This window comes from Micromonospora sp. ZG13 (assembly GCF_059359355.1).
Genome location: NZ_JCADBQ010000019.1, coordinates 80,126 through 102,938 on the forward strand (window position 1 = coordinate 80,126; position 22,813 = coordinate 102,938).

15 protein-coding genes and 1 pseudogene are annotated in these 22,813 nt (G+C 72.9%); 9 read left to right on the forward strand and 7 right to left on the reverse strand.

Going from position 1 to position 22,813, the window contains the following annotated elements:
* Positions 1–24 precede the first annotated feature (24 nt).
* From AC5L34_RS26600 to AC5L34_RS26610, 3 genes are all read left to right on the forward strand, one after another.
* Entirely contained in the window at positions 25–921 is an 897-nt protein-coding gene (locus AC5L34_RS26600) for an amidohydrolase family protein (protein WP_441176749.1), read from the forward strand.
* Positions 918–1,898: a DUF2804 domain-containing protein gene (locus tag AC5L34_RS26605; RefSeq protein WP_494827477.1), complete on the forward strand. Its 981-nt coding sequence runs from the start codon at positions 918–920 to the stop codon at positions 1,896–1,898. The genes AC5L34_RS26600 and AC5L34_RS26605 overlap by 4 nt, the downstream gene beginning before the upstream one ends.
* A 99-nt stretch (positions 1,899–1,997) precedes the next feature.
* Complete coding sequence (locus AC5L34_RS26610) at positions 1,998–3,239, forward strand: MalY/PatB family protein (protein ID WP_441176751.1); 1,242 nt, start codon at positions 1,998–2,000, stop codon at positions 3,237–3,239.
* 102 nt (positions 3,240–3,341) lie between these two features.
* Here AC5L34_RS26610 and AC5L34_RS26615 read toward each other — a convergent pair whose 3' ends face one another.
* Positions 3,342–4,496 (reverse strand): hypothetical protein, encoded by a 1,155-nt coding sequence (locus AC5L34_RS26615; RefSeq protein ID WP_441176752.1) that lies wholly within the window; start codon positions 4,494–4,496, stop codon positions 3,342–3,344.
* Positions 4,497–4,689: 193 nt separating this feature from the next.
* Here AC5L34_RS26615 and AC5L34_RS26620 point away from each other — a divergent pair, with 193 nt between their 5' ends.
* Both AC5L34_RS26620 and AC5L34_RS26625 read left to right on the forward strand, forming a co-directional pair.
* A complete protein-coding gene (locus AC5L34_RS26620; RefSeq protein WP_494827480.1) occupies positions 4,690–5,202 on the forward strand; it encodes a MarR family winged helix-turn-helix transcriptional regulator in 513 nt (170 codons plus the stop codon).
* Entirely contained in the window at positions 5,202–6,461 is a 1,260-nt protein-coding gene (locus AC5L34_RS26625; protein ID WP_494827482.1) for an MFS transporter, read from the forward strand. Before AC5L34_RS26620 ends, AC5L34_RS26625 begins: the two co-directional genes overlap by 1 nt.
* 60 nt (positions 6,462–6,521) lie before the next feature.
* Here the strand turns inward: AC5L34_RS26625 and AC5L34_RS26630 are convergent, their stop codons facing one another.
* The 3 genes from AC5L34_RS26630 to AC5L34_RS26640 all read right to left on the reverse strand — a co-directional run bounded on the left by AC5L34_RS26630 (position 6,522) and on the right by AC5L34_RS26640 (position 10,671).
* Positions 6,522–7,430: a hypothetical protein gene (locus AC5L34_RS26630; protein ID WP_494827484.1), complete on the reverse strand. Its 909-nt coding sequence runs from the start codon at positions 7,428–7,430 to the stop codon at positions 6,522–6,524.
* A 37-nt stretch (positions 7,431–7,467) separates the two neighbouring features.
* On the reverse strand, positions 7,468–9,501 hold the full coding sequence (locus tag AC5L34_RS26635) for a hypothetical protein (RefSeq protein ID WP_494827486.1): 2,034 nt from the start codon (positions 9,499–9,501) through the stop codon (positions 7,468–7,470).
* Between the two features lie 315 nt (positions 9,502–9,816).
* Positions 9,817–10,671 carry an alpha/beta fold hydrolase gene (locus tag AC5L34_RS26640; protein ID WP_494827488.1) on the reverse strand — a complete coding sequence of 285 codons (855 nt, stop codon included), beginning with the start codon at positions 10,669–10,671 and terminating at the stop codon, positions 9,817–9,819.
* Between the two features lie 247 nt (positions 10,672–10,918).
* On the opposite strand from AC5L34_RS26640, the gene AC5L34_RS26645 reads away from it, so the two are divergent.
* The 3 genes from AC5L34_RS26645 (at position 10,919) to AC5L34_RS26655 (ending at position 16,773) form a co-directional block, all read left to right on the forward strand.
* Positions 10,919–11,959 (forward strand): DUF4034 domain-containing protein, encoded by a 1,041-nt coding sequence (locus tag AC5L34_RS26645; protein ID WP_494827490.1) that lies wholly within the window; start codon positions 10,919–10,921, stop codon positions 11,957–11,959.
* Positions 11,960–12,331: 372 nt separating this feature from the next.
* Entirely contained in the window at positions 12,332–13,465 is a 1,134-nt protein-coding gene (locus tag AC5L34_RS26650; protein ID WP_494827492.1) for an SMI1/KNR4 family protein, read from the forward strand.
* A 212-nt stretch (positions 13,466–13,677) separates the two neighbouring features.
* Complete coding sequence (locus tag AC5L34_RS26655; protein WP_494827494.1) at positions 13,678–16,773, forward strand: hypothetical protein; 3,096 nt, start codon at positions 13,678–13,680, stop codon at positions 16,771–16,773.
* A 130-nt stretch (positions 16,774–16,903) separates the two neighbouring features.
* On the opposite strand, the gene AC5L34_RS26660 is transcribed toward AC5L34_RS26655, so the two are convergent.
* Together AC5L34_RS26660 and AC5L34_RS26665 are read right to left on the reverse strand one after the other, a co-directional pair.
* Positions 16,904–20,089: a penicillin acylase family protein gene (locus AC5L34_RS26660; RefSeq protein ID WP_494827498.1), complete on the reverse strand. Its 3,186-nt coding sequence runs from the start codon at positions 20,087–20,089 to the stop codon at positions 16,904–16,906.
* A 225-nt stretch (positions 20,090–20,314) separates the two neighbouring features.
* Positions 20,315–20,673, reverse strand: a pseudogene (locus AC5L34_RS26665) (IS5 family transposase); the annotation flags it as partial.
* Positions 20,674–20,808: 135 nt separating this feature from the next.
* On the opposite strand from AC5L34_RS26665, the gene AC5L34_RS26670 reads away from it, so the two are divergent.
* A protein-coding gene (locus AC5L34_RS26670; RefSeq protein ID WP_494827495.1) for an IS3 family transposase occupies positions 20,809–21,977 on the forward strand; the annotation gives its coding sequence in 2 pieces (ribosomal slippage) (positions 20,809–21,093 and positions 21,096–21,977; 1,167 coding nt in all).
* A gap of 80 nt (positions 21,978–22,057) precedes the next feature.
* On the opposite strand, the gene AC5L34_RS26675 is transcribed toward AC5L34_RS26670, so the two are convergent.
* Entirely contained in the window at positions 22,058–22,516 is a 459-nt protein-coding gene (locus tag AC5L34_RS26675; protein ID WP_474609444.1) for an immunity protein CdiI family protein, read from the reverse strand.
* Positions 22,517–22,813 lie beyond the last annotated feature (297 nt).

The window sequence follows — 22,813 nt, forward strand, 5'->3', positions numbered from 1 at the left end:
GGAAATTTGGGTTAGGGTCCGACCATGCGACGCGCCGACGCCCACCTGCACCTGTTCGCCGACGGCTACCCCGGCCGCTACGGCCACTCCCCCGCCGGCGGCGACGAACTGGCCGTCTACCAGGCACTACGCCGCGAGCACGGCATCGAACGGGCCCTGGTGGTCGGCTACGAGGGCGAGCCTCGCTTCGCCGGCAACAACGCCCACGTCGCCCGCCTGGCCGCCGCGCACGACTGGATCGCCGCGGTCGCCTACGTCCCAGCAGGCGGACCGGCGCGGGCGGGCGAGATCGCGCGGCGACTGTCCCGCGACTTCGTCGGCGTCGCCGCGTACCTGCCGGACGAGGCGGCGGCGGAGGCGTTCACCGTCTGGGCGACGCGCGAAGCGCCGGCACTGAACCGCGCCGGGGCGGTGGTCAGCCTCAACGCCACGCCCACGGCGACCGCGGGGCTCGGCCCGGCCCTGGCTGCCCTGGACGGCTGCACGGTGCTGTTCAGCCACCTCGGCCTGCCCGGGGAACGGGCCGGGGTGCCGACCCGCGAGACGGCGGAGGCCGTCCTCACCCCCCTGGCGCGGCTGGCCCGGCTACCCCACGTCGGGGTCAAGGTCTCCGGCCTGTACGCGGTCAGCCGCCCCGCGCACGCCTACCCGCACCACGCGGCCCGACCCTTCGTCGACCTGCTGCTCGACCGCTTCGGCCCACGCCGGCTGTACTGGGGCTCCGACTTCTCCCCCAGCCTCGACCACGTCTCCTTCGCCCAGGCGGCGGACCCGATCGGCCTGGACGGGCTTTCGCCCGGGGACCGCGACGCCGTCCTCGGCGGCAACCTCCTGCGCGCCCTCGACCGCCAGGCCGCCGCGACGGGGCGGCAGCCGTCGGCGTCCACGCCGCAGGCGGGCCGGCTACCCTCGCCGTCGTGACCCACGAGAACGAGATCACCGAGCCGGTCGACCTGTGTCTCGTGGGTGGGCGGCTCAATCCCGCCGCCGTGGGCTGGAGCCGCCGCCCGCTGCACCGGGCGAACCTGCGCGGCTGGGGCCGCAACAAGCGCTGGGAGTACTGGGGAGTCGTCACGCCGACCCACGTCGTCGGCCTGGTCGCCTCGTCGCTGGACTACACGGGGGTGCACAGCCTCTACGTGCTCGACCGCACGACGAAGGTCGAGATCGACAGGGGCGCGGTGGTCCCCCTCGCCCGGGGCACGACCTTCCCGCCGGTCAGCGGGGCGGGCGCCGTACGGGCCCGCGGCGGTGGGCTCTCGATCGACATCGACCAGGCGGCGACCGGCACCAGGATCCGCGCCAGCGCCCCCAACCTGGAGGTCGACCTCGTGGTGCCGCTGCCGGCGGGGCACGAGTCGCTCGGCGTGGTGGTGCCCTGGAGCACCCGCCGGTTCCAGTACACCGTCAAGGACCTCGGCCGACCGGTACGCGGCACGCTGCGGGTCGACGGGGTGCGGCATGCCGTCGCCGAGGCGGACTCCTTCGCCGTCCTCGACCACGGCCGCGGCAAATGGCCGTACGCCGTCCGCTGGAACTGGGCCGCCGGCAGCGGCCCGGGCCGGGCGATCCAGCTCGGCGGCAGGTGGACCGACGGCACCGGCTCGACCGAGAACGGCGTCTTCGTCGACGGCCGGCTGCACAAGATCGGCAACGAGCTGCGCTGGGAGTACGACCGCGCCGACTGGCTGCGGCCGTGGCGGATCGACGGCGAACGGGTGGCGGTGCGGTTCCACCCGTTCCACGAGAAGATCTCCCGGACCAACGTCGGGGTGCTCGCCAACGAGACGCACCAGTGCTTCGGGCACTTCACGGGCTGGGCGGCGGCCGACGACGGCGAGCGGATCGACCTGGACGGCCTGGTCGGCTGGGCCGAGGAGGCACGCAACCGCTGGTAGCGGCACACGCCGACGCCGAGGCGTCGGCCCTGGCGGCGGGTGCCGGGCGGCGATGCCGCCGGTCGCCGGGGCGGCGACGGACGGCCTAGGGTGGGCGGCATGGCAAGCCCCGGCCCCTCCGCCGACGCCTCGGCGACCCGCAACCCGCTGACCCTGCTCACGGTGGACGAACTCCGGCAGCGCACCAGCGTGAAGTGGCGCATGTACCCGCCGGACGTGCTCCCGCTGTGGGTCGCGGAGATGGACGTACCCCTCGCGCCCCCGGTGGCCGACGCCCTGCGCCGCGCGGTCGACCTCGGCGACACCGGTTACGCGTACGGCACGGCGTACGCCGAGGCGCTCGGCGACTTCGCCGCCCGGCGCTGGGGGTGGCACGACTTCCGCGTCGAGCGCACCACGCTCGTGCCCGACGTGATGATGGGCGTCGTCGAGGTGCTGCGGCTCGTCACCGATCCCGGCGACGCGGTCGTGCTCTGCTCCCCCGTCTACCCGCCCTTCTACGCCTTCGCCACCCACGCCGACCGGCAGGTGATCGAGGCCCCGCTCGGGCCCGACCGGCGCATGGACCCCGCCGCCCTCGACGAGGCCTTCCGCCGCGCGCGTTCCCGCGGTCGCCGGCCGGCATTCCTGCTGTGCAACCCGCACAACCCGACCGGCGTCGTGCACCGGCGCGACGAGCTGGAGACCGTCGCCGAGCTGGCCGACCGGCACGGCGTACGGGTGATCTCCGACGAGATCCACGCCCCCCTGGTGCTGCCGGGGACGCACTTCACCCCGTACCTGACGGTGGCCGGCGCCGAGAACGGGTTCGCGCTGACCTCCGCCTCGAAGGCGTGGAACCTCGCCGGGCTCAAGGCCGCGCTCGCGGTCGCCGGGCCACGGGCCGTCGCCGACCTGCGCCGCATGCCGGAGGAGGTCAGCCACGGGCCGAGCCACCTCGGGGTCGTCGCCCACACCGCCGCGTTCCGCGCCGGCGGGCCGTGGCTCGACCTCCTGCTTGACGGTCTCGACGGCAACCGCACGCTGCTCGCGACGCTGCTGGCGAAGCACCTTCCGTCCGTCGCGCACCGCCGCCCCGAGGGCACCTACCTCGCCTGGCTGGACTGCACCGCGCTGGGCATCGCCACGGAGCAGCCGGACGAGCCCGGCGTGGTCAGCGACGTCGCCGGGCCGGCGAGGATGTTCCTCGACCGGGCACGGGTCGCCCTCAGCTCCGGGCACGTCTTCGGCACCGGCGGGGCGGGCTTCGTACGACTGAACTTCGCCACCTCGCCGGCCGTTCTCACCGAGGCCGTCACCCGCATGGGTCAGGCCGTCGAGGCGCACCGGTCGGCCCCCTGACCCGCTCCCCCGGGAAGCTGCCGGTGGCGCGTCGACTCACCGCCAGGATCGTGCTTGTCGTCCCCCGAGGGCGACCTCGGCGCCGGACGGGTAGCCGCTCGTTCAGGCGCCGTCGGGCCCGCCGGACCGGTCGTCCCGCGCCGGCTGGTCGACCAGCCGTTGGTAGCGCCGCACCGCGAGCAGGACCGTCAGCTGACCCAGCGCGCTGACGGCGGCGGCGAACTGGTCGAGGTAGAACACCAGCAGGTTCACCACGCTCAGGGAGGTGAGCAGGCCGGCCTGGGCGATCTCGACGGCCCGACGCGCCACTCCGCGCAGCAGCAGCCCGGCGGCCACGATGAGCGCGGCACCCACGCAGACGTCCAGCAGCGCCCGGACGAGCAGGAGCAGCACCCCGCGGCGGTCCTGGATGTCGACGCGGGCGTACTCGTTGGCGGTGGTGAGCACCCCACCGGTGGTGCCGTCGCGCAGGTCGACGGCCACCGCGACGATCGTGGTGAGGTCGCTGAGGGCGGCGACGCCCAGCAGCCCGAGTGCCACGACCAGCCCGACGCGCAGCCGAACCGGGGTCAGCGAACGCGCCAGCCACGCCCGTACGGCCACCGCCGTCCGGAAGAACCACCCCGACCGGTGCTCGTACGGCGGCAGCGTCCCGGGCCGGCTCAGCTCCAGCAGCGCGACGGCCAGCGGCCGCAGATGGTCGCCGTCCGGACCCGCGGCGGCCATGCCGAGCCGTCGCCGCAGCTGCGCCCGGTCGCGGTTGCCGAGCCTGCCGTCGACCGCCTCGCCGAGCAGCTCCAGCGCGGCGTGCAGTTGCGCCCGCCTGCCCTCGACGCGCGTGCTGCGGGCGCGCACGTACAGCCACACCGAGATGAGGAAGGCCGCGTAGGCGATGGGCGCGGCGGCGGGGAAGAAGTAGTCGTTGTCGGCGGTGATGAACTTGCCGACCTCGTCGATGAAGAGCCCCGCACCGACCCCGGCCAGCAGCGCCGCCCAGAGCAGCGCCGCCCGGTCGACCACGAGCAGCGGGACGAGCGAGGCGACGAACAACGACAGGCCGCCCCACAGGGCGTGCGAGATGTGCAACGTGCCGCCGCCGACCTGCGGATAGCCGGTCAGCGCCAGGAACGCGCGGGTGCCGAGGACCGCACCGCCGAAGCCGATCAGCATCACCAGCATGTACCGGTCGGCGTCCAGCCGCGCCACCGGTCGCCGGGACTGCCGACGGCGACGCTGCCGGTGCGACGGGAAGCTCATGGGGACAGCAAACACCGGGCGACCACGTGCCGGCGGCGCCTCCGCCGAACGCGGGCTCCGGGCGATCGACCACCGGCGACGCCTGCGCCGGGGTGCGGGCGCCGGACGGCCGGCTGCCGGCGGCGCCGGCGCCCCATCCGGACTCCCGGCGACCGTTGTAACAGTTCTTATATATCTCCGGTACAGTGCCGGGGTGGCAGACGGTGATGGACAGCCCGACAACCCCGATCTCCTCGACAGTCACTGGCGTCCGCTGTGGCAGATGTTGCACGCGATGGATCAGGACATCGCGCAGTTGTACGACCAGGCCGGCATCACCGGGCTGCGCAACCGTTTCGTGGGCCCCCTGATCCAGTTGGGCCGGCACGGGTCGATGACGATCCAGGAGTTGGCGACCGCCGTCGAGGTGACCCACTCGGCGATGAGCCAGACGGCCGCCGCGATGCGCGCCGCCGGTTTCGTGGACAGCGCGGAGGGCAGCGACGGCCGGACCCGGCGCATCCGGCTCAGTGCACGAGGACGCGAACTCCTGCCACTTCTCCAGGCGGAGTGGAGGGCGACCGAGGCGACGGTGCGGGATCTGGAGGCGGAGATCCCGTACCCGCTCACCCAGGTCGTCAAGGACATCAACGCCGCTCTGGCCAGGCGCTCCTTCCGGCAGCGGCTCGACGACAACCTGACCCGGGCCCTCAAGGAAGACCCCTGATGAGTCTCCTCGGCGCACTGGTCGACATCCGCCCGCTGCGGGGGCACCCCACCTTCCGCCGTCTGTGGCTGGGCACCACCGCGTCCGGCTTCGGCAGCCAACTGGGCGGCTTCGCCGCCACCTTCTACGTCTGGGACCGCACCCACGACCCCCTGATGGTCGGGCTCCTCGGGCTGTTCACCGCCGTCCCGCTCATCGCGGTCGCGCTGCTCGGCAGCGCCTTCGTCGACCACGTCGACCGGCGACGGCTGGCCATGACCACCACCTGCGGCCTGATCGTGACCAGTCTGCTCATGACCGGGATCGCCCTGTGGCCCGGCGACGGGGTGTGGGCCATGTTCGGCCTGGTCGCCGTCGCATCGAGCCTCTCCGCGCTGGGCGGGCCCGCCCGGCGGTCCTTCATCCCGCAACTGCTGCCCCCCGAGCGTCTCGCGGCGGGACTGGCCCTCAACCACCTGTCCTTCCAGGTCGCGGTGCTGCTCGGCCCGGCGGTCGCGGGAGTCCTCACCGCACGGTGGGGCACCACCGTCTGCTTCGCCGTCGACGCCGTCACGTTCGTCGCCGCGCTGATCGGGCTTGCGGGGCTGCCCGAGTCGAACGTACCCACGGGGGCCGGGCGAGCCGGCGCCGCCGCGGTCCGGGAAGGCATCGGCTTCGCCGTGCGCACCCCGGCCGTACGGGGCGCCTTCCTCGTGGACCTGGCCGCGACGGTGCTGGCCATGCCGGTGGCCCTGTTCCCGGTCATCAACCAGGAGAGGTTCGGCGGATCCCCGCAGATCCTCGGACTGCTCACCTCGGCGCTCGCCGTCGGCGGCGTACTCGCCTCGGCGCTGTCGGGGCTGATCACCCGACGCAACCGCCCCGGCCTCGTGCTCCTGGCCTGCGCCGCCGCCTGGGGCGCGTCGCTGGCCGGAGTCGGCCTGATCAGCCAACTCCCCGTCGTGCTCGCCCTGATCGCCCTCGCCGGCGCCGCGGACACCTGGTCCGTCGTGTCACGTGGCACCATCGTGCAGTCGTCGACGCCGGAAACCCACCGCGGACGAATCGCCTCCCTCGAACACATCGTCGGCGCCGCCGGGCCACACCTCGGTGGCCTCCGTGCGGGACTGGTCGCGACGGGGGCGTCCGGCGGCACCGCTCTGCTCGTGGGCGGGCTCACCTGCCTCGCCGGAGTGGGGCTGGTCTCCGCGCTCGTTCCCCAACTCCGCCGCTTCACGATCACCCGGCAGGCTCCAGCCCGACCCGAGGCCCACGTGTGAAGCCGCGCGGAACGGCGTCGGGGTCGCCGCCCCGGCCTCAGCGCCCGGCGCCAACCGGCCTCAGCGCCGGGCGCCGCCCGGTCGGTCCCGGCCGGTCCCGGAGGCCCGGTGACCGATGCGCGGAGCCCGTACCACCGTGGCGTTGCCCGCTCCCGAGCGGAAGTTGCGCGCCGCGCCGGCAACCATCTCGTCGGGGTCGCGGCCGAGCGCCTGCCGGATGTGCGGCGGAACCAGCTCCGACGTCGCCATCGCCATCCGCACCTGTACCGAACGGTCGTCGACCAGGCGTCGCAGATCCGCCTCGTCCAGCTCGACCGCGAGCACCAGCGCGACCCGGACGTCCACCACGGGATCCTGGGCGAGTGCGCTGCGCTGGGCGGTGGTGGTCCGCGGGTTGCGGGCGAGCCCCTTGCGTACGCGCGCGGTGCGATCGGCCATCAGCACGGTGATCACGTCGGGGTCGTGGGTGTGGGTGGCGAGTCTCTCCCGTACCTCGGGTGAGACGTCGTCGGCCAGCCGCGCGGCCAGCTCTGGCTCCAGTTCGCGCGTCTCCGCGAGGAGACCGCGAAGCTCCTTGTCGGGAGCCTCCGCCATCACCCGGCGAATCGACTCGTTGCAGGCCGGGTTACCGGCGACCGCCCAGCGGACCCACCGGTCGGCGTCCTTCACGAGGAGCATGAGGTTGCCGATCGAGGTCGAGGGGTTCCTCGCCACCGCCTCCCGGACATGACGGTCACGGTCCCGGGTCAGCGGTCGCAGTGCCTGCGCGGGCGCGTCGGTGCGGCTCGCCACCGCCTTGCGGACCACGGCCGACGGATCGGACGCCAGGTCGATGAGGGTCATCTGTGGCGTCGCGGGGTCCTGCGCGACGACGAGCCGCGCGTCGACGCTGCCACCCGCCGCATCGTCCCCGGCGGTACCTGACCCACTGTGACGGTCGGTTCCGCCGGTGTCCTGCTGTCTGCCCATGGGCGGAATCATGTCACGGGCCGACAGGGTCACCGCGTCACGCGCAGGGCTTCCGCCCACAGACATCGATCACCTTGCCGGTGAGCAGGAAGACCGCCTTCTGTCGCTGGGCCGCGGCCTGGGCGCGCGGGAACTCGTGCGAGTCGTCGCCGTACTCCGGGCCGGCCGGGGCGAGGTTCGTCGGCGGTGGCGCGTACGCCGCGCCGCTGTTCCAGACCACCATCGCCGAGCCGGCGTACGGGTACCTGCGGATCGGCGTGATCCCCCAGTACGGCCGCACGTCCGGTGACCAGCCGTCGGCGAGCGCGGGGGTGTGCAGGCGGGCGCCGATGGTGCGCGCCTGGACCTCCGCCGCGACCGTGGAGACCTGCTGGTCGCCGAAGGCCACGTGCATCAGCACCTGGTGCGCCGGGGTGCCCGGCAACGGCCGGTCGGTCATGTGCTGGGCGTACCCGTTGGCCTCCGAGCGGTCCCACAACATCTGCAACAGCGCGAGGATCAGCTGCTGGTCGACCTTGTCCGGGTAGTGGCCGTCCATGATCGTCTGGAACGGGGTGAAGGCCACGCTGCGTTGCAGCAGCGTGGAGTAGTTCATTCCCGGCACGCCGAGCACCGACCGGGTCCAGTCCTGGGCGATGGCGGTGAGCGCGCCGCCGTTGATGCCGCCCTGGCTATTGCCGTCGTAGTGCAGCCCGCCGGCCACGTCGATCAGCGGCCGTCCGGTGGCGTCCCGGAACGCCGGGTGGGCGGCGAACCCGCCCGGGTGGATCATCGTCCGGCCCAGGAAGAGGAAGTTCAGGTAGCTCTGCTGCAACCGGTCGACCACCGCGGGGAAGGCACTGAGGTCGGTGAAGGCGCCGGCCACGTAGGGGACGTCGGCGGCGGCCATGCCGATCCAGCTGGTCGCGCAGAAGGTGAAGTCGTACGTGTGCGACATCGTCCTGACGTTGCCGGCGTTGATCTCTGTCGGCCTGCCGAGCAGGCCGTGGCCGTAGAGCGAGAGGTGCGCCGGCCTCGCGGCGGACGCGCTGCGCGGGATGTTGCAGACGAAGTCGGCCGCCACCGTCGTGCCGGACGGTGTGGGCAGGGCGTTCGGCGTCGGTGGCGTCCCACCGCCGCCGGCCGGCCCGTAGTGCAGCCGGGAGCCGGGCCCGCCGTCACCGGTCAGGTAGGACGGTACGCCGATGGTGCCGGTCACCTGCCGGGCGATCAGCGGCTCCTGCTCCGGCGGGTAGTCGGTCACCTGGGTGACGGTGAACGAGGGTGCGGCGCGGCGCAGGGAGGCGAACGCGCCGTCGCGGATCGCCAGCATCCGCCCGGTCAGACCGTGCCGGCTGGCCACGGTGAAGTCCCAGGCCAGGTAGAGGCTGTGCCGCTTGACGCCGGCCCGGCCCAGGTCGGCGAGGATCCGCTTCATCTGCGGGGCGCGACGGTCCCTGCGGTCGAGGCCGGCGCCGGTCACGTACGCCGTGAATCCCTCCGGTGCCGGGATCAGCGCACCGGTGCCGTCGCGCAGGCCGCGCAGGCCGACGACGTAGCGGGTGCCCTCGGTCAGCGCCACCGCCGGCCGGATGATCAGCACCTGCCGCTCCGGCTGGCCGGCCGCGTGCGCGTCCAGCTCGGCCCAGTACGGCGTGCGCCTGCCGGTGCGTGCGTCGAGCAGCACGATCGGCGCGTCCGGCGCCAGCGAGCGACCGATGTCGGTGACCGGCGCGATGCCGCTCGCTGCGGCGTCGAGGCCGGGCACCCGCACCAGTATCGGCGAGCCGGGACTGAACCCGTCCTGCCGGTTCCACTCCGTCGGGTCGATCGCGGTCCCCTGCGCGTTGGCGGGCATGGCGGAGGCCGCGAACCGCACCCGCTTGCCGGTCGGGCTGCTCCGGTCCGGCACGGTGAAGTAGTCGTTCGGGAACGGCAGCAGGCAGGCCGTCGGGTCGATCGGGTCGCAGTCCTGGGGTCCGGCCGGTGCGGGAGACGCGGGTGGCGCCGCGGCGGCGGCCGCGCCGAGCAGGACGGCGCCTGCGGTCACCAGCACGGACACGGCGAGACGGAGCCGTCTGGGTGTGGTCACGCGCATCTCCTTCGACACCGGACCGTGGTCCGATGCAGGGGCCGACGACGGTGGGTGGAGCGTGCTGTCCTTCCTACGCTCGTGAACGGGTCTCGGCAAGAGGGCTGCTACTCCCCGGACCTGGCAGCGAGGCCGGACAGGTACGCGTGCACCTCGTACCGCGCCCAGGCGTCCTCCACGCCGCGCCGGTGCTCCCGCCGTGCGCCAACCGTGGGAGCCTGGAGATCCCGCCGGGTGTCCGGTCTCAGGACCTGGTGATCGCCGGTTTGGCGTACGCCGGTAGCCGTGGTGGCGGCGGTGGCGGCGCGAAGACGTCTACAGCGCGAGCATCGCCGCCGCGACCTCACCGGCGGCCGCGTCGGGGATCGCGGTCGCGGCCTGTTCGAGCACGAGCAACCGCGCGCCGGGGATCTCGCGCGCGAGCGCCTCGCCGTTGCCGACCGGGAAGAACGGGTCGCGACGACCGTGCACCACGAGCACCGGTATCGCGAGTTCGGGCAGGCGCTCGCGCCAGCGCGGCTTGCAGTCCAGCTTGGCGAACACCAGGCCCATCTGGTTGGCCATCTGGACCGCGGGCTCCCTGCCCGGCGTACGGTCGAAGATGCGCTCGGCCTTCGCGCGCGCCGCGGCGGGGTCGTCGCCGAGGATCCCTGCGCCGACGGCGGCGAATTCCGCGACGGCAGCGCGGTCGGACCAGTCGGGCATCGGGAGCGCGAACCGCCGGCCCATCGTCGCCGCGTCGTGGTCGGGCAGGTCGTCGTCGACCGGGCCCGGTGCGACGGGCCGCGTCCCGGCGAGGGCGAGTGCCGAGAACGCCTCCGGGTGGTCGAGCGCGGCGACCTGGGCGACCATGCCGCCGACGCCGATGCCCGCCAGGTGCGCCGGCCGGCCGTCGAGTCCGCGGGCGAGCGCGGCGGCGTCGGCGGCGAGGTCGCGCAGCGTGTACGCCGGCGCCTCGGGGTCGATCGTCGTCGACGCGCCGGAGTCGCGCAGGTCGTAGCGCACGACGTGACGTCCGCCGCGAGCGAGCGTCTCGCAGAGCGCGTCGGGCCAGGAGAGCATGGTCGGGCCGCCCACGAGCAGCACGAGGGGCGCCGCCGCATCGCCGAAGTGCTCGACCCCGAGCGTCACGCCGTCGGGCGTACGGAACGAGCGGACCGTCGTTGGCATCGTCGACCTCCAGGACAGTTGCGTGCCGCGGCACATCCTGAGGATCCCCCGGTTTGCCGGAGGGTTGTTACCTGGTGCCGGTGGGCTCAGGCTGAACGATAGTGGTCTCGGTCTGTCGGGGCTGGTGGGCTCCATCAGAGCATGATCTTGACCTGAGCCGCATTCAGCTGTTCGGGGCGTGCCAGGCCCGCGCGGGACCAGGTCCAGGCCCGAGGTGGACGGCAGCCGACGCTTACCATCCTTGATTGTGATCTCGACCGTGTGGCGGCTGCTCACCCGCCAGATCGATACCAACCTGGCGCAGGACGACGCCGTGCTGCGCGAGGCGTGCACGCAGGCGCGGTACGGCTCCGACATCGAACCGGCCCGCAAGGCCCTGGCCGCCACCCGAGGTGACTACGACCGTCGGGCACGCTACGTCCGCGTGCTGGCCGAATCGACCGCTGGCGGGCTGGGATCCAGAGTCGACCCTACGACCGGCCGGGTCGACACCGCGGCCGCCTGGACCGACCGCTGGGCAGCGCGCACGCCCACCAATCCGGACGCTCAACTCGTACGCGCCCGGTCACTGATGGCACGAGCCTGGGAGGTGCGCGGCGGGGACTGGGCCGCCAGCGTCCGTCGAGAGCAGTGGGCCGAATTCAACCGCCTGCTGGAGCTGGCCCGGCAGGTGAACGACCTGGCAACGCGGCTCGCACCCGAGGATCCCACTCCGTGGGTGAACCGGCTGGACCTCATGATCGGCCAGAGCACGCCACCGGGGGACGTCGAAGAGACGTGGCGTGAGCTGACCCGGCGCGACCCCTGGCATCGGGAGGGGCACGTACTCAAGCTGACGTACCACTGCAGGAAGTGGAGCGGCTCGCACGAGGCGATGTTCGGCTTCGCCCGGTCGGTCGCCGCCGCGGCGCCCGCGGGCTCGCCGCTGCATGTACTGCCGGTACAGGCCGCCGCCGAGTGGGCACTGTGGGAACAGGAGCGCGCATCCCAGGACAGCACGGGCGACGACATCAGCCAGCGGTGGCGGCAGGACCCGGCCATGCAGTCCGACCTCGACAACGCGCTGTCCCGCTGGTTCCACCAACCGGCCACCCGCCACGCCGACTGGCTCAACGACGCCAACATTCTGGCGTACGGGCTGGCACGCACCGGCCGCGACGCCGACGCCGCGCCGGTCTTCGCATCGATCGGCCGGTACATGACCAGCGTTCCATGGTCCTGGTGGGACCGCGTACGCGGCGACACAGCCTTCATGCAAGCCCGCCGCCGCGCCCGCCGCGCTGCCTGACCGCCAGCGACACCTCGTGGCTACCCCGCTGACGCGTCAGTCCTGTGAGCGCCAGCACAACGCCGACATTCAATGGCGTCGACGGCGTGGCAGCCGACCGATCGGGCAGCAGCACTCCATCGGCTGGGTCCGGCCGTCTCCGACGCGCGGTCAGCGGCAGAAGATCGCATCGTCAGCGGAGGGGATGATTGTGGGAAGAGATGGCGCAGGGACCGAGATGACCTCGTCACCAAAGACGGCGGCGGCCACCCGGAACCGCAACGCCGTTACCGGGCGACCGTACCGCCGGGCGCGGTCGGCGGCTCGATCACCTACGACGGCGACCACCGCCTCCTCGGGCTGGACCTGGAGCGGGGTGAGCGGCCGACGGACATGCTCAGATCGCCGGTCGAGCTGACCGGCGGGCAGGCCGTCGCGGTGCGCGGCGTCACGACGCGCTCCGGGGCAGCGGCGGTGAGCGTCGTCCCCAGCGCGCTGCAGGTTTCGTTCGGGATGGGCAGCGACCTGCTGGAGGACGTGCACCTGGTCGCCGGAGCGCATCCGGAGCCGTACCGCCGCGAGCCGGTCCGCTACGACGTGGCCTCCTCTGCCGGCGCCGACGCGGCCACGGTCACCGCGCTGGTCCGACAGCTGCTGCCGGACGCGCGGCCGGCCGACCCGTCGGAGCTGGCCGCAGCGGAGGCGGACCTCGGCGTCGCGCTGCCCGATGACGTCCGGGCGCTCTTCCTCGCCGCGGCCGAGGGCACCCTGGTCCTGCAGCCCGCCGACGGGAAGCGTTTCTACGGCTTGCGGATCGTGCCGCTGGCCGACGCCGCCGCCCGCGCCTATCTGGAACCGCAGGCCCGGTACCTGTCCTGGAAGTACGGTGCGACCGAGGTCGTCGCGCCCGATCCGCACAGCCGGATGCAGCAGTTGGCGGCCTCGCCGGCGTGGTTCGTGGTCGGAGAGGACGGTGGCGGCAACCTGTACGTCGTCGACCTCGCCCCCGGGCCGCAGGGGACGTTCGGCCAGGTGCTGTTCGTGGACCACGAGATGTCGGCTGGTGCCCGCTGGCTGGCGCCCTCGCTGACCGAGCTGCTCACCGAGCGGCCCGCCACCCTGGCGAAGTCGGGTCCAGAAGGCGGGCTGCTGGTGCGGGTCGGATCGCACAGCGGCAAGACGCTCGCCGATGTCCAGCCGACGACCGAGGTGCTGTACATCAGAGCCGGAGCCGTGCCCTCCGACCTGTCCGCGCTGGCCGGCCACCGGCTGCGCACCCTGCTCACCGAATCCGCCGTCGTCGCCAATCTTCCCGCCGTCACCGAACTGCCCGCGCTGGAATACCTGCAGCTCGACGTCGCGGGCTGGCAGCAGCTGCTGCGCGCCGGGCAGGTCCCGTCGACCCTGCTGGCCGCCGGTCTGAGTGGCCGTGCCGGCTGGACGGACACGGTCGAAGTGGTCAACGGTCTGCTGGCGGCCTGGAAACAGGAGCCGATCCAGGTGATCGACGTTCCGGTGCAGCTCTGATCGCCGGTCCGGGTCAGGCGAAGACCAGCCGGACGTAGCCAGCAACGATCGCGACGGCGGCGACCCGATGCGCGACGCCAGGCACTACTCGGCGTTGCCCATCTGCCGGACGACTCGCCTGGTGACAGTCGCGCTGGCCCCACAGTTCGCTGCTACTGAGGGAGCCCTTCCGCACGTCGAGGACGGGGCCGGTGGGCCACTACCATGCGAGCGTGACTCACGTTGCTCGGGCCCGCAGGCCGTACCCGCTGCTCGTCGCCGCGGCGGTCCTGTTGGCGCTCGGCGCGGCCACGGCCTGGGGGGTCGGTCACACGCTGGGGCTGAGCCACACCCCCGCCGCCGTGCCGCGCGAGGACGCCGTCGCCGCGCCGGTGCGGGCGCCCGCACCGGTCCCGCCGTTGGCGTCCCTCATCGTGCCCGACGAGCCGCGCGTCAGGAAGGCCGCGGCCGCCGTGGCCGACGCGGTCGTCTCCCGCGGCCTGCCCCGGCCGGTGCTCACCCCCGCCGCGCCGCGCCCGGCCAGGGCCGCGACGGCCGCGCCGGGCACCGGCGCGGCCGTCGCGGCCCCGGACCTGTCGGCGGTGACCACGCTGCGGGCGCGCGTGCTGGCCACCCTCGGCGGGGCGCCCGAGTCGTACCGGCTCGACGTGCATGGCGCCGAGCTGGCCGTCCAGGGCGGCGACGTCGCGGGCGTGGCGGCCGGGATGTACCGGCTGGCCGACCGGATCCGCTCCGGTGCCGAGGCGCTCCCCGCGGCGGACGCGGGTCGGGTGGTCATTCCCCGGCTCGGCCTGCGGCTGACCGACGCGGGCTCGGTGGGGCGCGAGCCCGACCCGGCCGCCTTCGCCGCCGGCGACGACTATGGCCTGAACACCGACGTGGTCGGGTCGGCGGTGTTGCCTGACGCGCCGTGGGTGGACGCCGACGCGGTGGCCCGCATCGACGCGCAGTTCCGGCAGTTCGTCGACCACTCGGTGGCGCAGGGATTCAACGGGATCGTCGTGCCCGGCTTCCTGGAGTACGTCACGTTCGCGAAGGTCGGCGACGGGCGCGCGGTCTACCCGCCCGGCGACCCGCACGTCGACCGCGCGCGGGCGATGGTCGCGGCGTTCGGCCCCGTCTTCCGGTACGCCGAGGACATGGGCGTGCGGGTCTTCCTGCTGACCGACATGCTCGCGGTGTCGCCCCCGCTGGAGGCGTACCTGACGCGGACCGTCGGCGGCCTCGACGTGGCCGACCCTCGGCTGTGGGCGGTCTACCAGGCCGGTCTGGCCGAGCTGTTCGAGAGCATGCCCTTCATCGACGGCCTGATGGTCCGAGTCGGCGAGGGCGGCGAGGTGTACGCCGGGACCGGCTGGGACTACTCGTCAAGGCTCGCGGTCACCACGGAAACGTCCGTGCGCGCGATGCTGCGGGCGCTGCTGGACACCGCGGGCCCGGCCGGCAAGGAGATCATCTTCCGCACCTGGACGGTGGGCGTCGGCGCCGTCGGCGACCTGCACACCAACCCGGAGTCGTACGCGCAGGTGCTCGGCGGGCTCGACGACCCGCACCTGATCGTGTCCACCAAGTACACCCTTGGCGACTTCTACAGCCACCTGCCGCTGAACACCACCCTGCTGAGCGGCGGGCACCGCCGCATCGTGGAGTTCCAGGCCCGGCGCGAGTTCGAGGCGTTCGGCTCGCTGCCCAACGACCTCGGCCCGCTGCACCGCCAGGCGCTGCGCGCGTTCCTCGCCGCCAACCCGAACGTCGAGGGCGTGTGGAACTGGACCCAGGACGGCGGGCCGCTGCGCGCCGGGCCCATGTCGCTGTACCTGCGCGCCGGCTTCTGGCAGCTCTACGACCTCAACACGTACGCCGTCGGCCGGCTGGCCTGGGACCCGCACTCCGACCCGGCGCAGGTCACGGCGGACTGGGCGTACCGCACGTTCTCCGGCGACCCGGCCACCGTCGCCGCGATCGGGCAGGCCATGGCGCTGTCCCGGCCGGCGGTCACCAAGGGCCTCTACATCGGCCCGTACGCCGACCGGTCGGTGCGGGCGCTCGGGCTGGAACCACCGCCCATGATGTGGATCTTCGAGTGGGACATCCCGACCGGCGACTCCGCCGCGCTGGACAGCATCTACGCGGTGACCGGCGGCCGCGTCGACGAGGCGATCGAGGAGGGCACGCAGGCCGTCGCGCTGGCCCGGCGCATGCGCGACCTGGTCGCCGCGACCGACCCGGCGACGTGGCGCGACGCCGAACTGCGCGGGCGCTTCACCACGACGCTCGACTACCAGGTCGACCTGTTCGAGACGCTGGGCGCGTACCGGGCCATGGTGCTGCGGCACGCGCAGTGGCTGGACACCGGCTCCCCGGCCGCCCGCCACGACTGGCGGCTGGCCGCGGCGGCGTACCACGACGCACGCGACGCGCACCGCCAGCGCTACGGCGCCGACCTGGACCTGCCCGCGTACAACTTCACCGCCGCCGACCTCGGGGCGCGGCGCGCCGACCGGGACCCGGCGATGGCCTGGGCGGCCCGGGCGTTGCTCGGGGCGATCCTGCTCGTGGTGCTGCTCGGCCTGCGCGGGCGCGGGTTCGGCGCGGCCGCCGCGCGCGGGTTGCTGCTCGGCGCGCTCCGGCCGTGGCGGGTCGCCGCGCTGCCGACGCCCGGGGCGCGGGCGGACCGGGTGTTGGTGTGGCTGGTCCCGGCCGTGGTGCTGGTGGCGAGCCGGCTCGTGCTGACCTGGTTCGCCGCGCCGGCGCACCTGCTGGTCACCCTCGGTGGGTGGGCGCTGTTCGCCCTCGTCGTACGCCTCGTCGTCGGCCGGCGGGACCCGTTCCACCTGTGGGCCGTGGTCGGCGGCGTCGCGCTGCTGCGCAGCGTGCTGTTGCTGGCCGCGCTCGCCGGGCGCGGACCGGGCGGGTACTGGTTCGCCTTCTGGACCGCGCCGGGTCTGCGCGCGGCGTACGTCACCGTCGCGTTCGCGGCGTTCTGCTGGCTGTTCGTGGCCGCGGCCGTGGTCCTGCGGGACCGGTACGGCCTGCGCTGCCGAAGCGCCATCGGGCTGACGCTCACCGCCGCGGGCGTGCCCCTCGGCGTCTTGTCCGCCCTGGTCTCGGTGGTGGGCCTGGAACGCGCGCTGACGGTGTGGAACGACCACCTCGCGCTGCTGCCCTGGGGCCTGTCCCGCATCCTCGGCATCACCGTCCACCTGGGCATCCCCGCCCAACTCCCCGCGTACACCGCCGCCGCCGGAGCCGCCCTCGCCGCCGCCGGCCTGCTCCTGGCACTCGGCTGCGGCCGGCAGTCCACCTGACCGCCCCACTTTGACCCCGCCCCGACGTCGTAGAGCCCTGTCCGATGAGGCGAGGGTGAGCACGAGCGGCTGTCGACCTGCCCTGACGGTGGCCGGCCGGCGGGGGGCTCCCGCCGGCCGGCCTTCGGCATCACCGGCCGTAGACCTCGAACTCGTAGAGCGAGAACCCGTACGAGGTGGCCCGCTCGACCCCGTACACCCGCACGTAGCGGGCGGCGACCGGGGCGAAGGTGGCGTTGTCGACGCCGCCGTTGCCGGTGGTGGTGGCGAACACCGGCGTCCAGGAGCTGCCGTCGCCGGACACCTCGATCCGGTACGACGTGCCGTACGCGGACTCCCAGCGCAGCACCGCCCGGCTGACGGTGCGGGCCGCCCCGAGGTCGACCCGGAGCCACTGGTTGTCGTTGTAGCTGCTGGCCCAGCGACTGCTCAGGCTGCCGTCGACCGCCTTGCCCGGGGTGTGGCTGGTGAGGAACTGGGTGCTCGACGCGGTGGCCGGGCGCCCCTGGGCCAGGTTGGTGACGTCGTCGCCCCGGCGGGCCGGGAACGAGACGACCTGCTGGTAGGTGGGGCGGTTCTGCCAGGCGATCACCGGGTGGGTGATGCCGCCGAGCCCGGAGTGGGCGATCGAGTCGGCGCACCACTGGTCGCCGGCGGAGCAGGACTTGTCGCCCGGGTAGACGGTGCTGGCCGGCACGGCCACCGCCTGTCCGAGCGCGCCGAGCAGCGCCGTCCGGCACGCGGCCAGGGCGCCGCCGCCGCAGTACGCCCGCCCGAGGCCGCCGGCCACCGGGTCGCCGAGCACGGTGCGTAGGTCCTTGTCGACGTAGCCCCACCAGCCGTACTGGAACGCCGAGCCCTTGTGCGCCTGACCCTGCAACGCCCAGCTCGCGGCGCCGTCGCGCCCGCCGTTCTGGCCACCCGACGGCGCCTCGTTGACCTCGATGGCGTCCACCAGCGCGGCGTAGAGGTCCGGCCCGAGGCCGGGGCGGAACTGCGCCGAGGCGAGCAGCGGCCACCACGCGTCGAAGATCCGGATGGCGTCGGCGTGCTGGTAGACCTTGGAGCCGGGCGTGGTCTCCACCCGCCGGGCGCCGGCCTGCTGCCAGGTCCGCAGCTTGCCGATCACGTCGGCCAGCGCCGGGTCGGTGACCGGCGCGCTGTCGAGCACCCGCAGCAGGTCGCCGAGGACCTGCTGGCCGCGCAGGTCGGTCACCGCCGCGTCCGCCATGATCTTGACGACGTCGGCGCGGCCGAGCTTGCGCTGGGCGATCGCCGCGCGCACCGGACCGTCGAGCAGCTGACCCCGGTGTACGGAGCCGAAGCTGAAGTTGCCGTCCGCCGCCCCGAAGTCCCGCGCCTGCTTGTTGTTCCAGCTCACGTAGTAGTCCTGGTTGACCGACTGCGGGTGGGTCGAGGGCGGGGCGTAGGTGGCGTCGTTGGTGTCCGGGTTCCAGCCGACCCACTCGTACGCCGGTTCGGCCTTCGCCGGCAGGTTCGGGTCGAGGGTGGCCGGGCGGACCGGGTTCGAGCCGGAGTTGTAGTACGCCGCCTCGGTGGAGTTGACGTAGAACCAGTTGAAGGCGTACCCGACGCTCGCGGCGGACGCCTGGAACGCCGCCGCGCTGCCCATCGCCGACGGGTCGTTGTATGCCTGGAAGCCGATCGCCGAGTCGGCCTCGTGCCGGTAGGTGGAGCGCAGCTTGGTGAACGCGGTCGGCTGCCCGTTCACCAGCCCCCGGTAGGCGACCAGCCCGTACTTGGTGCGCAGCGCGCGCAGCGTGTAGGACCCGGCCGGGGTGGAGTCGGCCAGCGTCGGCGACCAGGAGTTGCGCTGCTCCAGCGTCTCCATGGCGAGGCACTGTCCGTGGTAGAGGTAGCGGTTGGTGCGCAGCGTCGGAGCGCTGCCGTCGGTGGTGCACAGCGGCACCGCGTACGTGTCGGTGAGGTCCTGGGAAGCCGACGTCGCGCTCCAGGCGTAGTCCTGGCCGCGGCCGAGCAGCACGTAGAGGTTCAGCCCGGCGAACGCGGCGCCGCGCGCGCTGATGCCCGGGCCCTGCAACTCCTGGAGCATCAGCAGTTGCGGGGCGAAGTAGCCGGTCTGCGGGCCGAACACGGCGACCGGGTTGCCGGTGGTGGTGTGCCGTCCGGAGACCACGACCGCGTTGGACATGCCGTGTGCGCGCAGGTTGGCCAGGCCGCCGATCAGCTCCTGGGTGGCGGTGCTGGCGCCGGTGCGCGCGGCGGCCCCGCCGGTCTGGTCGTAGGCGAGCGGCTCGGCGACCACCGTGCCGGCGTCGGGGAGCACCGCGCTGGTCGCACCGGGCGGCGTCGCGCCGTACGGGAAGCTCTGCCCGTCGTGCAGGGTGAGCACGGTCTCCGGATCGTTCTGCGACCGGAACGCCGCCCACACCCGGTCGCCCTCGGTGGCGCCGTACTTGGCCCGGGCGGCCACCCGGACCAGCGCGGACTGGATCTCGCTGCCGCCGCCCCCGCCGAAGAGGCCGCCGATCACGCCGGCGGTGGCGATCAGATCGGTCGTGGTGAAGTGCTTCGGTTTGCCGGCGCCGGCGAGCACGTACTCGCCGGGGTAGTTGTCGTCGGCGATCGACTTGTCGATGTAGGCGTTGATGCCGGCGATGTAGTCGACCACATCGGTGTAGAGCTGCTGGCCCCGGGCGCCCTTGGTACGCAGCGCGTCCACCTGGGCCTGGAGGTCCGCCTCGGTGTAGGGCGAGTTGGCCCAGACGCTCTGCTCCAGCTCCCGGTTGCCGGGGGCGCCGCCGGCGAACGAGGTGACCTTGCCGCGGCCGACGTGCCGCAGCAGATCCATCACCCAGAGCCGGTCCTGGGCCCCGGCGTAGCCGGCGCCGAACATGGTGCCGGCGCGGGTGGTGCCGGTGACGTGCGGGACGCCGGTGGCCTTGTCCCGCACGATGGTGACGTCGGCGCGCGGCGAGACGGTGCTCTCGACCTGCGCGGCGGGGACGCCGAAGGAGGCGTCGTTGAAGAAGTGGGCGATCTGCTCGTCGGTCAGCCCGGCGTAGTTGTAGACCAGGTTCGCGTACTCGTCGAGCTGGTCGCTGGAGTGCGCGGGGCGGGTGCCGAGCGCCTGGTGGGCCAGGATGGCGGCCAGCGTGGCGTTGCCGTTCTGCCCTGGGGGCAGGATGTCGGCGCACTGGCCGAGGCAGTAGTCGTTGGCGGCGAACGTGCTGGCGGCCAGCGCCGGTGACGGCGGGGTGACGGTCAGTACGCTCGCGGTCAGGGCCGCGGCGGTGAGCGCCGCGAGCCGGGCGCGGAGTGGGGGACGGGGCATGAGAGTTCCTCCGGGGACGCGGAGTCGGGCCTTCGGTACGCCCGGCTGCCGTGCCGACATCTCGCCCTCCGCGCCCGGGCGTTCCACCCAGAGGTGAGAGTGACTCATATCTATCTCCGGGCAATGATCTGCGGCCGACCGCCGCCCGGGATAGCAGTCGTTCACCAACCGCCAATGCCGACGTTTCGCTCCGCCGGCGTCGCTTCCCGGACGTGACAGTGGGGGCGGCGACGCCGTCGCCCCCACCGCGCCTCCTCGCTGGCGCGCCGTCAGTACTTGTGGAACGACTGGCGCACCACACCCGTCCACTGCACCGGTGTGCCGTCGTCGTACACCTGCGCGGCGGCGAGGATCCGATCCCACGTCCCGTCGGCCATCCAGCGGCGCAGCCGTTCGTGGCAGGTCTTCCACGGCCCGAAGCGTTCCGGCAGGTCACGCCATGGCGCACCCGTGCGCAGCTTCCACAAGATCCCGTTGATGACCTGTCGGTGATCCCGCCACCGCCCCCGCGAACCACCCGGCTCGGGAAGCAGCGGCGCGATCACCGCCCACGCCTCGTCGGTGAGTTCACCACGACGTACCACCGGCGCATCGTCAACGATCAACCACTACGAGATCGACAGGACACGTCCTAGCCGCGCTCCATCAGCTGGGTCTGCTGCACCGATAGGTGACATCTGAGATGGCTTGCCCTGACGGCGGGCTGGAAGGATGTTGCTGTGCCCAAGCCCTACCCCCGGGAGTTCCGCGACGATGTCGTGCGGGTGGCCCGTGACCGCGAGCCAGGCGTAACGGTCGAGCAGATCGCGAAGGACTTCGGGGTGCACCCGATGACGTTGTTCAAGTGGCTGCGCCAAGCCGACATCGACACCGGCGCCACGCCCGGGACGGCCGGCAGCGAGTCCGTCGAGCTGCGCGAGGCGCGCAAGCGGATCAGGTTGTTGGAACAGGAGAACGAGGTCCTGCGCCGGGCCGCTGCCTACTTGTCGCAGGCGCACCTGCCGGGAAAAGGCTCTACCCGCTCGTGAGCGAGCTGGCCGCCGACGGGATCCCCGTGGCGGTGACGTGCCGGGTATTGAACATCGCTCGTCAGCCCTACTACCGGTGGCTGGCCCGACCCGTCACCAGCGCCGAGCAGGTGGCGGCGTATCGGGCCAACGCGTTGTTCGACGCCCACCGTGATGATCCGGAGTTCGGCTACCGATTCCTGGTCGACGAGGCCCGCGATGCGGGACAGCCGATGGCCGACCGCACCGCGTGGCGGATCTGCTCCGGTAACGGCTGGTGGAGCACGTTCGGCAAGCGCAAGCGTCGCGGCAAGGGCGGCAAGCCAGGCCCACCGGTGCACGACGATCTCGTGCGCCGGGACTTCACCGCCGACGGCCCGAACCGACTGTGGCTGGCCGACATCACCGAGCACCACACCGCCGAGGGCAAGCTCTACCTGTGCGCGATCAAGGACGTCTGGTCCCACCGCATCGTCGGCTACTCCATCGACTCGCGGATGAAGTCCCGCCTGGCCGTCGCCGCGCTGGACAACGCCGCCGCCAGACGCGGTGACCTGGCCGGCTGCATCCTGCACACCGACCGCGGATCCCAATTCCGGTCCAGGAAGTTCGTCCGGGCCCTCAACCGTCACCACATGGTCGGATCGATGGGCCGCGTCGGCGCCGCCGGCGACAACGCCGCCATGGAGTCCTTCTTCGGACTCCTGCAGAACAACGTCCTAAACCGCCGATCGTGGACCACCCGCGAGCAACTACGGATCGCGATCGTGACCTGGATCGAACGGACCTACCACCGCCGCCGACGCCAGCGGTCACTGTCCCGGTTGACCCCTGTTGAATTCGAGACCATCATGCACCCACCGGCCAATCAGGCCGCGTGACTACACCTGTCACCTGCCGGTGCAGCAGACCCAGCAGCGGAAACGGCTCTCGACGTCTCACACCACTTCCTCGCCTTCCGTCACCCTCTTGCGGACTGGATGCGGACCGTGCGAGAGCCGCCGGTTCCGCAATAGGTGCACTCCGGATCTCTGCCGTCTGAGGGCCACTGGTAAACGACCTCATCGCCGGTCTCTCGCGCCAAGCGTTCAGCGAGAATCCGGCCGTTGGCACGCCAACGCGCCTGATCTTCGTCGGTCGAGGGCTCCGGTTTGTCGCTCGGTCCACGCCATGCGGCGTGTTGGTGTTGGTCTTGCCAGCTCGCCCAGGCCTGCAGGTCGGCAGCCAGCTCGGCGGAGATCTGTAGGTGCTCGGGGCCAACGGAGGCACACACCTCTCTCGGCGGCCGGCCATGCACCGGGGGCAGCGTGACCCGGGTCCAGACCGGGAAGGCGCCGTAGTCGGTGTCGATGTCGAGCCGGCGCACCCCATCGGGCTGGCCGTGAGGGCAGTGGCGTGAATGAAGCCGGAACTCCTTCATGGGCTTTGACTCAACACGCTGGCAGGGCTGAACGCCAGACGGCACAAGGGCCTTCAGATTAGAAGGAGATCGTGGATGGCTGGTCAGGTGATGGCGCTCCTGGTCAGCCCGTCCGTCGTTGTCGGGCAACGTCGGCGTCAGTGGGCGGCCTTGGCTGTACGAAGGGCTGTACAGCCAAGGCGGCCCCTCATGATCTGCAATCGTTGCTGTCCACCGCTGCTAGCCCGTGTTTCATATGTCCCGGAGGTACTGGTTGATGGCCGCGATGGTCAGGGTGGCCTCGTAGCGCACGGCTAG

What these genes read in the sequence shown, in the direction of transcription:
- AC5L34_RS26600 (WP_441176749.1), top strand. Translation starts at nt 25, where the DNA reads ATGCGACGCGCCGACGCCCACCTGCACCTGTTCGCCGACGGCTACCCC.
- AC5L34_RS26610 (WP_441176751.1), top strand. Translation starts at nt 1,998, where the DNA reads ATGGCAAGCCCCGGCCCCTCCGCCGACGCCTCGGCGACCCGCAACCCG.
- AC5L34_RS26615 (WP_441176752.1), bottom strand. Translation starts at nt 4,496, where the DNA reads ATGAGCTTCCCGTCGCACCGGCAGCGTCGCCGTCGGCAGTCCCGGCGA.
- AC5L34_RS26625 (WP_494827482.1), top strand. Translation starts at nt 5,202, where the DNA reads ATGAGTCTCCTCGGCGCACTGGTCGACATCCGCCCGCTGCGGGGGCAC.
- AC5L34_RS26630 (WP_494827484.1), bottom strand. Translation starts at nt 7,430, where the DNA reads ATGGGCAGACAGCAGGACACCGGCGGAACCGACCGTCACAGTGGGTCA.
- AC5L34_RS26640 (WP_494827488.1), bottom strand. Translation starts at nt 10,671, where the DNA reads ATGCCAACGACGGTCCGCTCGTTCCGTACGCCCGACGGCGTGACGCTC.
- AC5L34_RS26650 (WP_494827492.1), top strand. Translation starts at nt 12,332, where the DNA reads ATGCTCAGATCGCCGGTCGAGCTGACCGGCGGGCAGGCCGTCGCGGTG.
- AC5L34_RS26660 (WP_494827498.1), bottom strand. Translation starts at nt 20,089, where the DNA reads ATGCCCCGTCCCCCACTCCGCGCCCGGCTCGCGGCGCTCACCGCCGCG.
- AC5L34_RS26675 (WP_474609444.1), bottom strand. Translation starts at nt 22,516, where the DNA reads ATGAAGGAGTTCCGGCTTCATTCACGCCACTGCCCTCACGGCCAGCCC.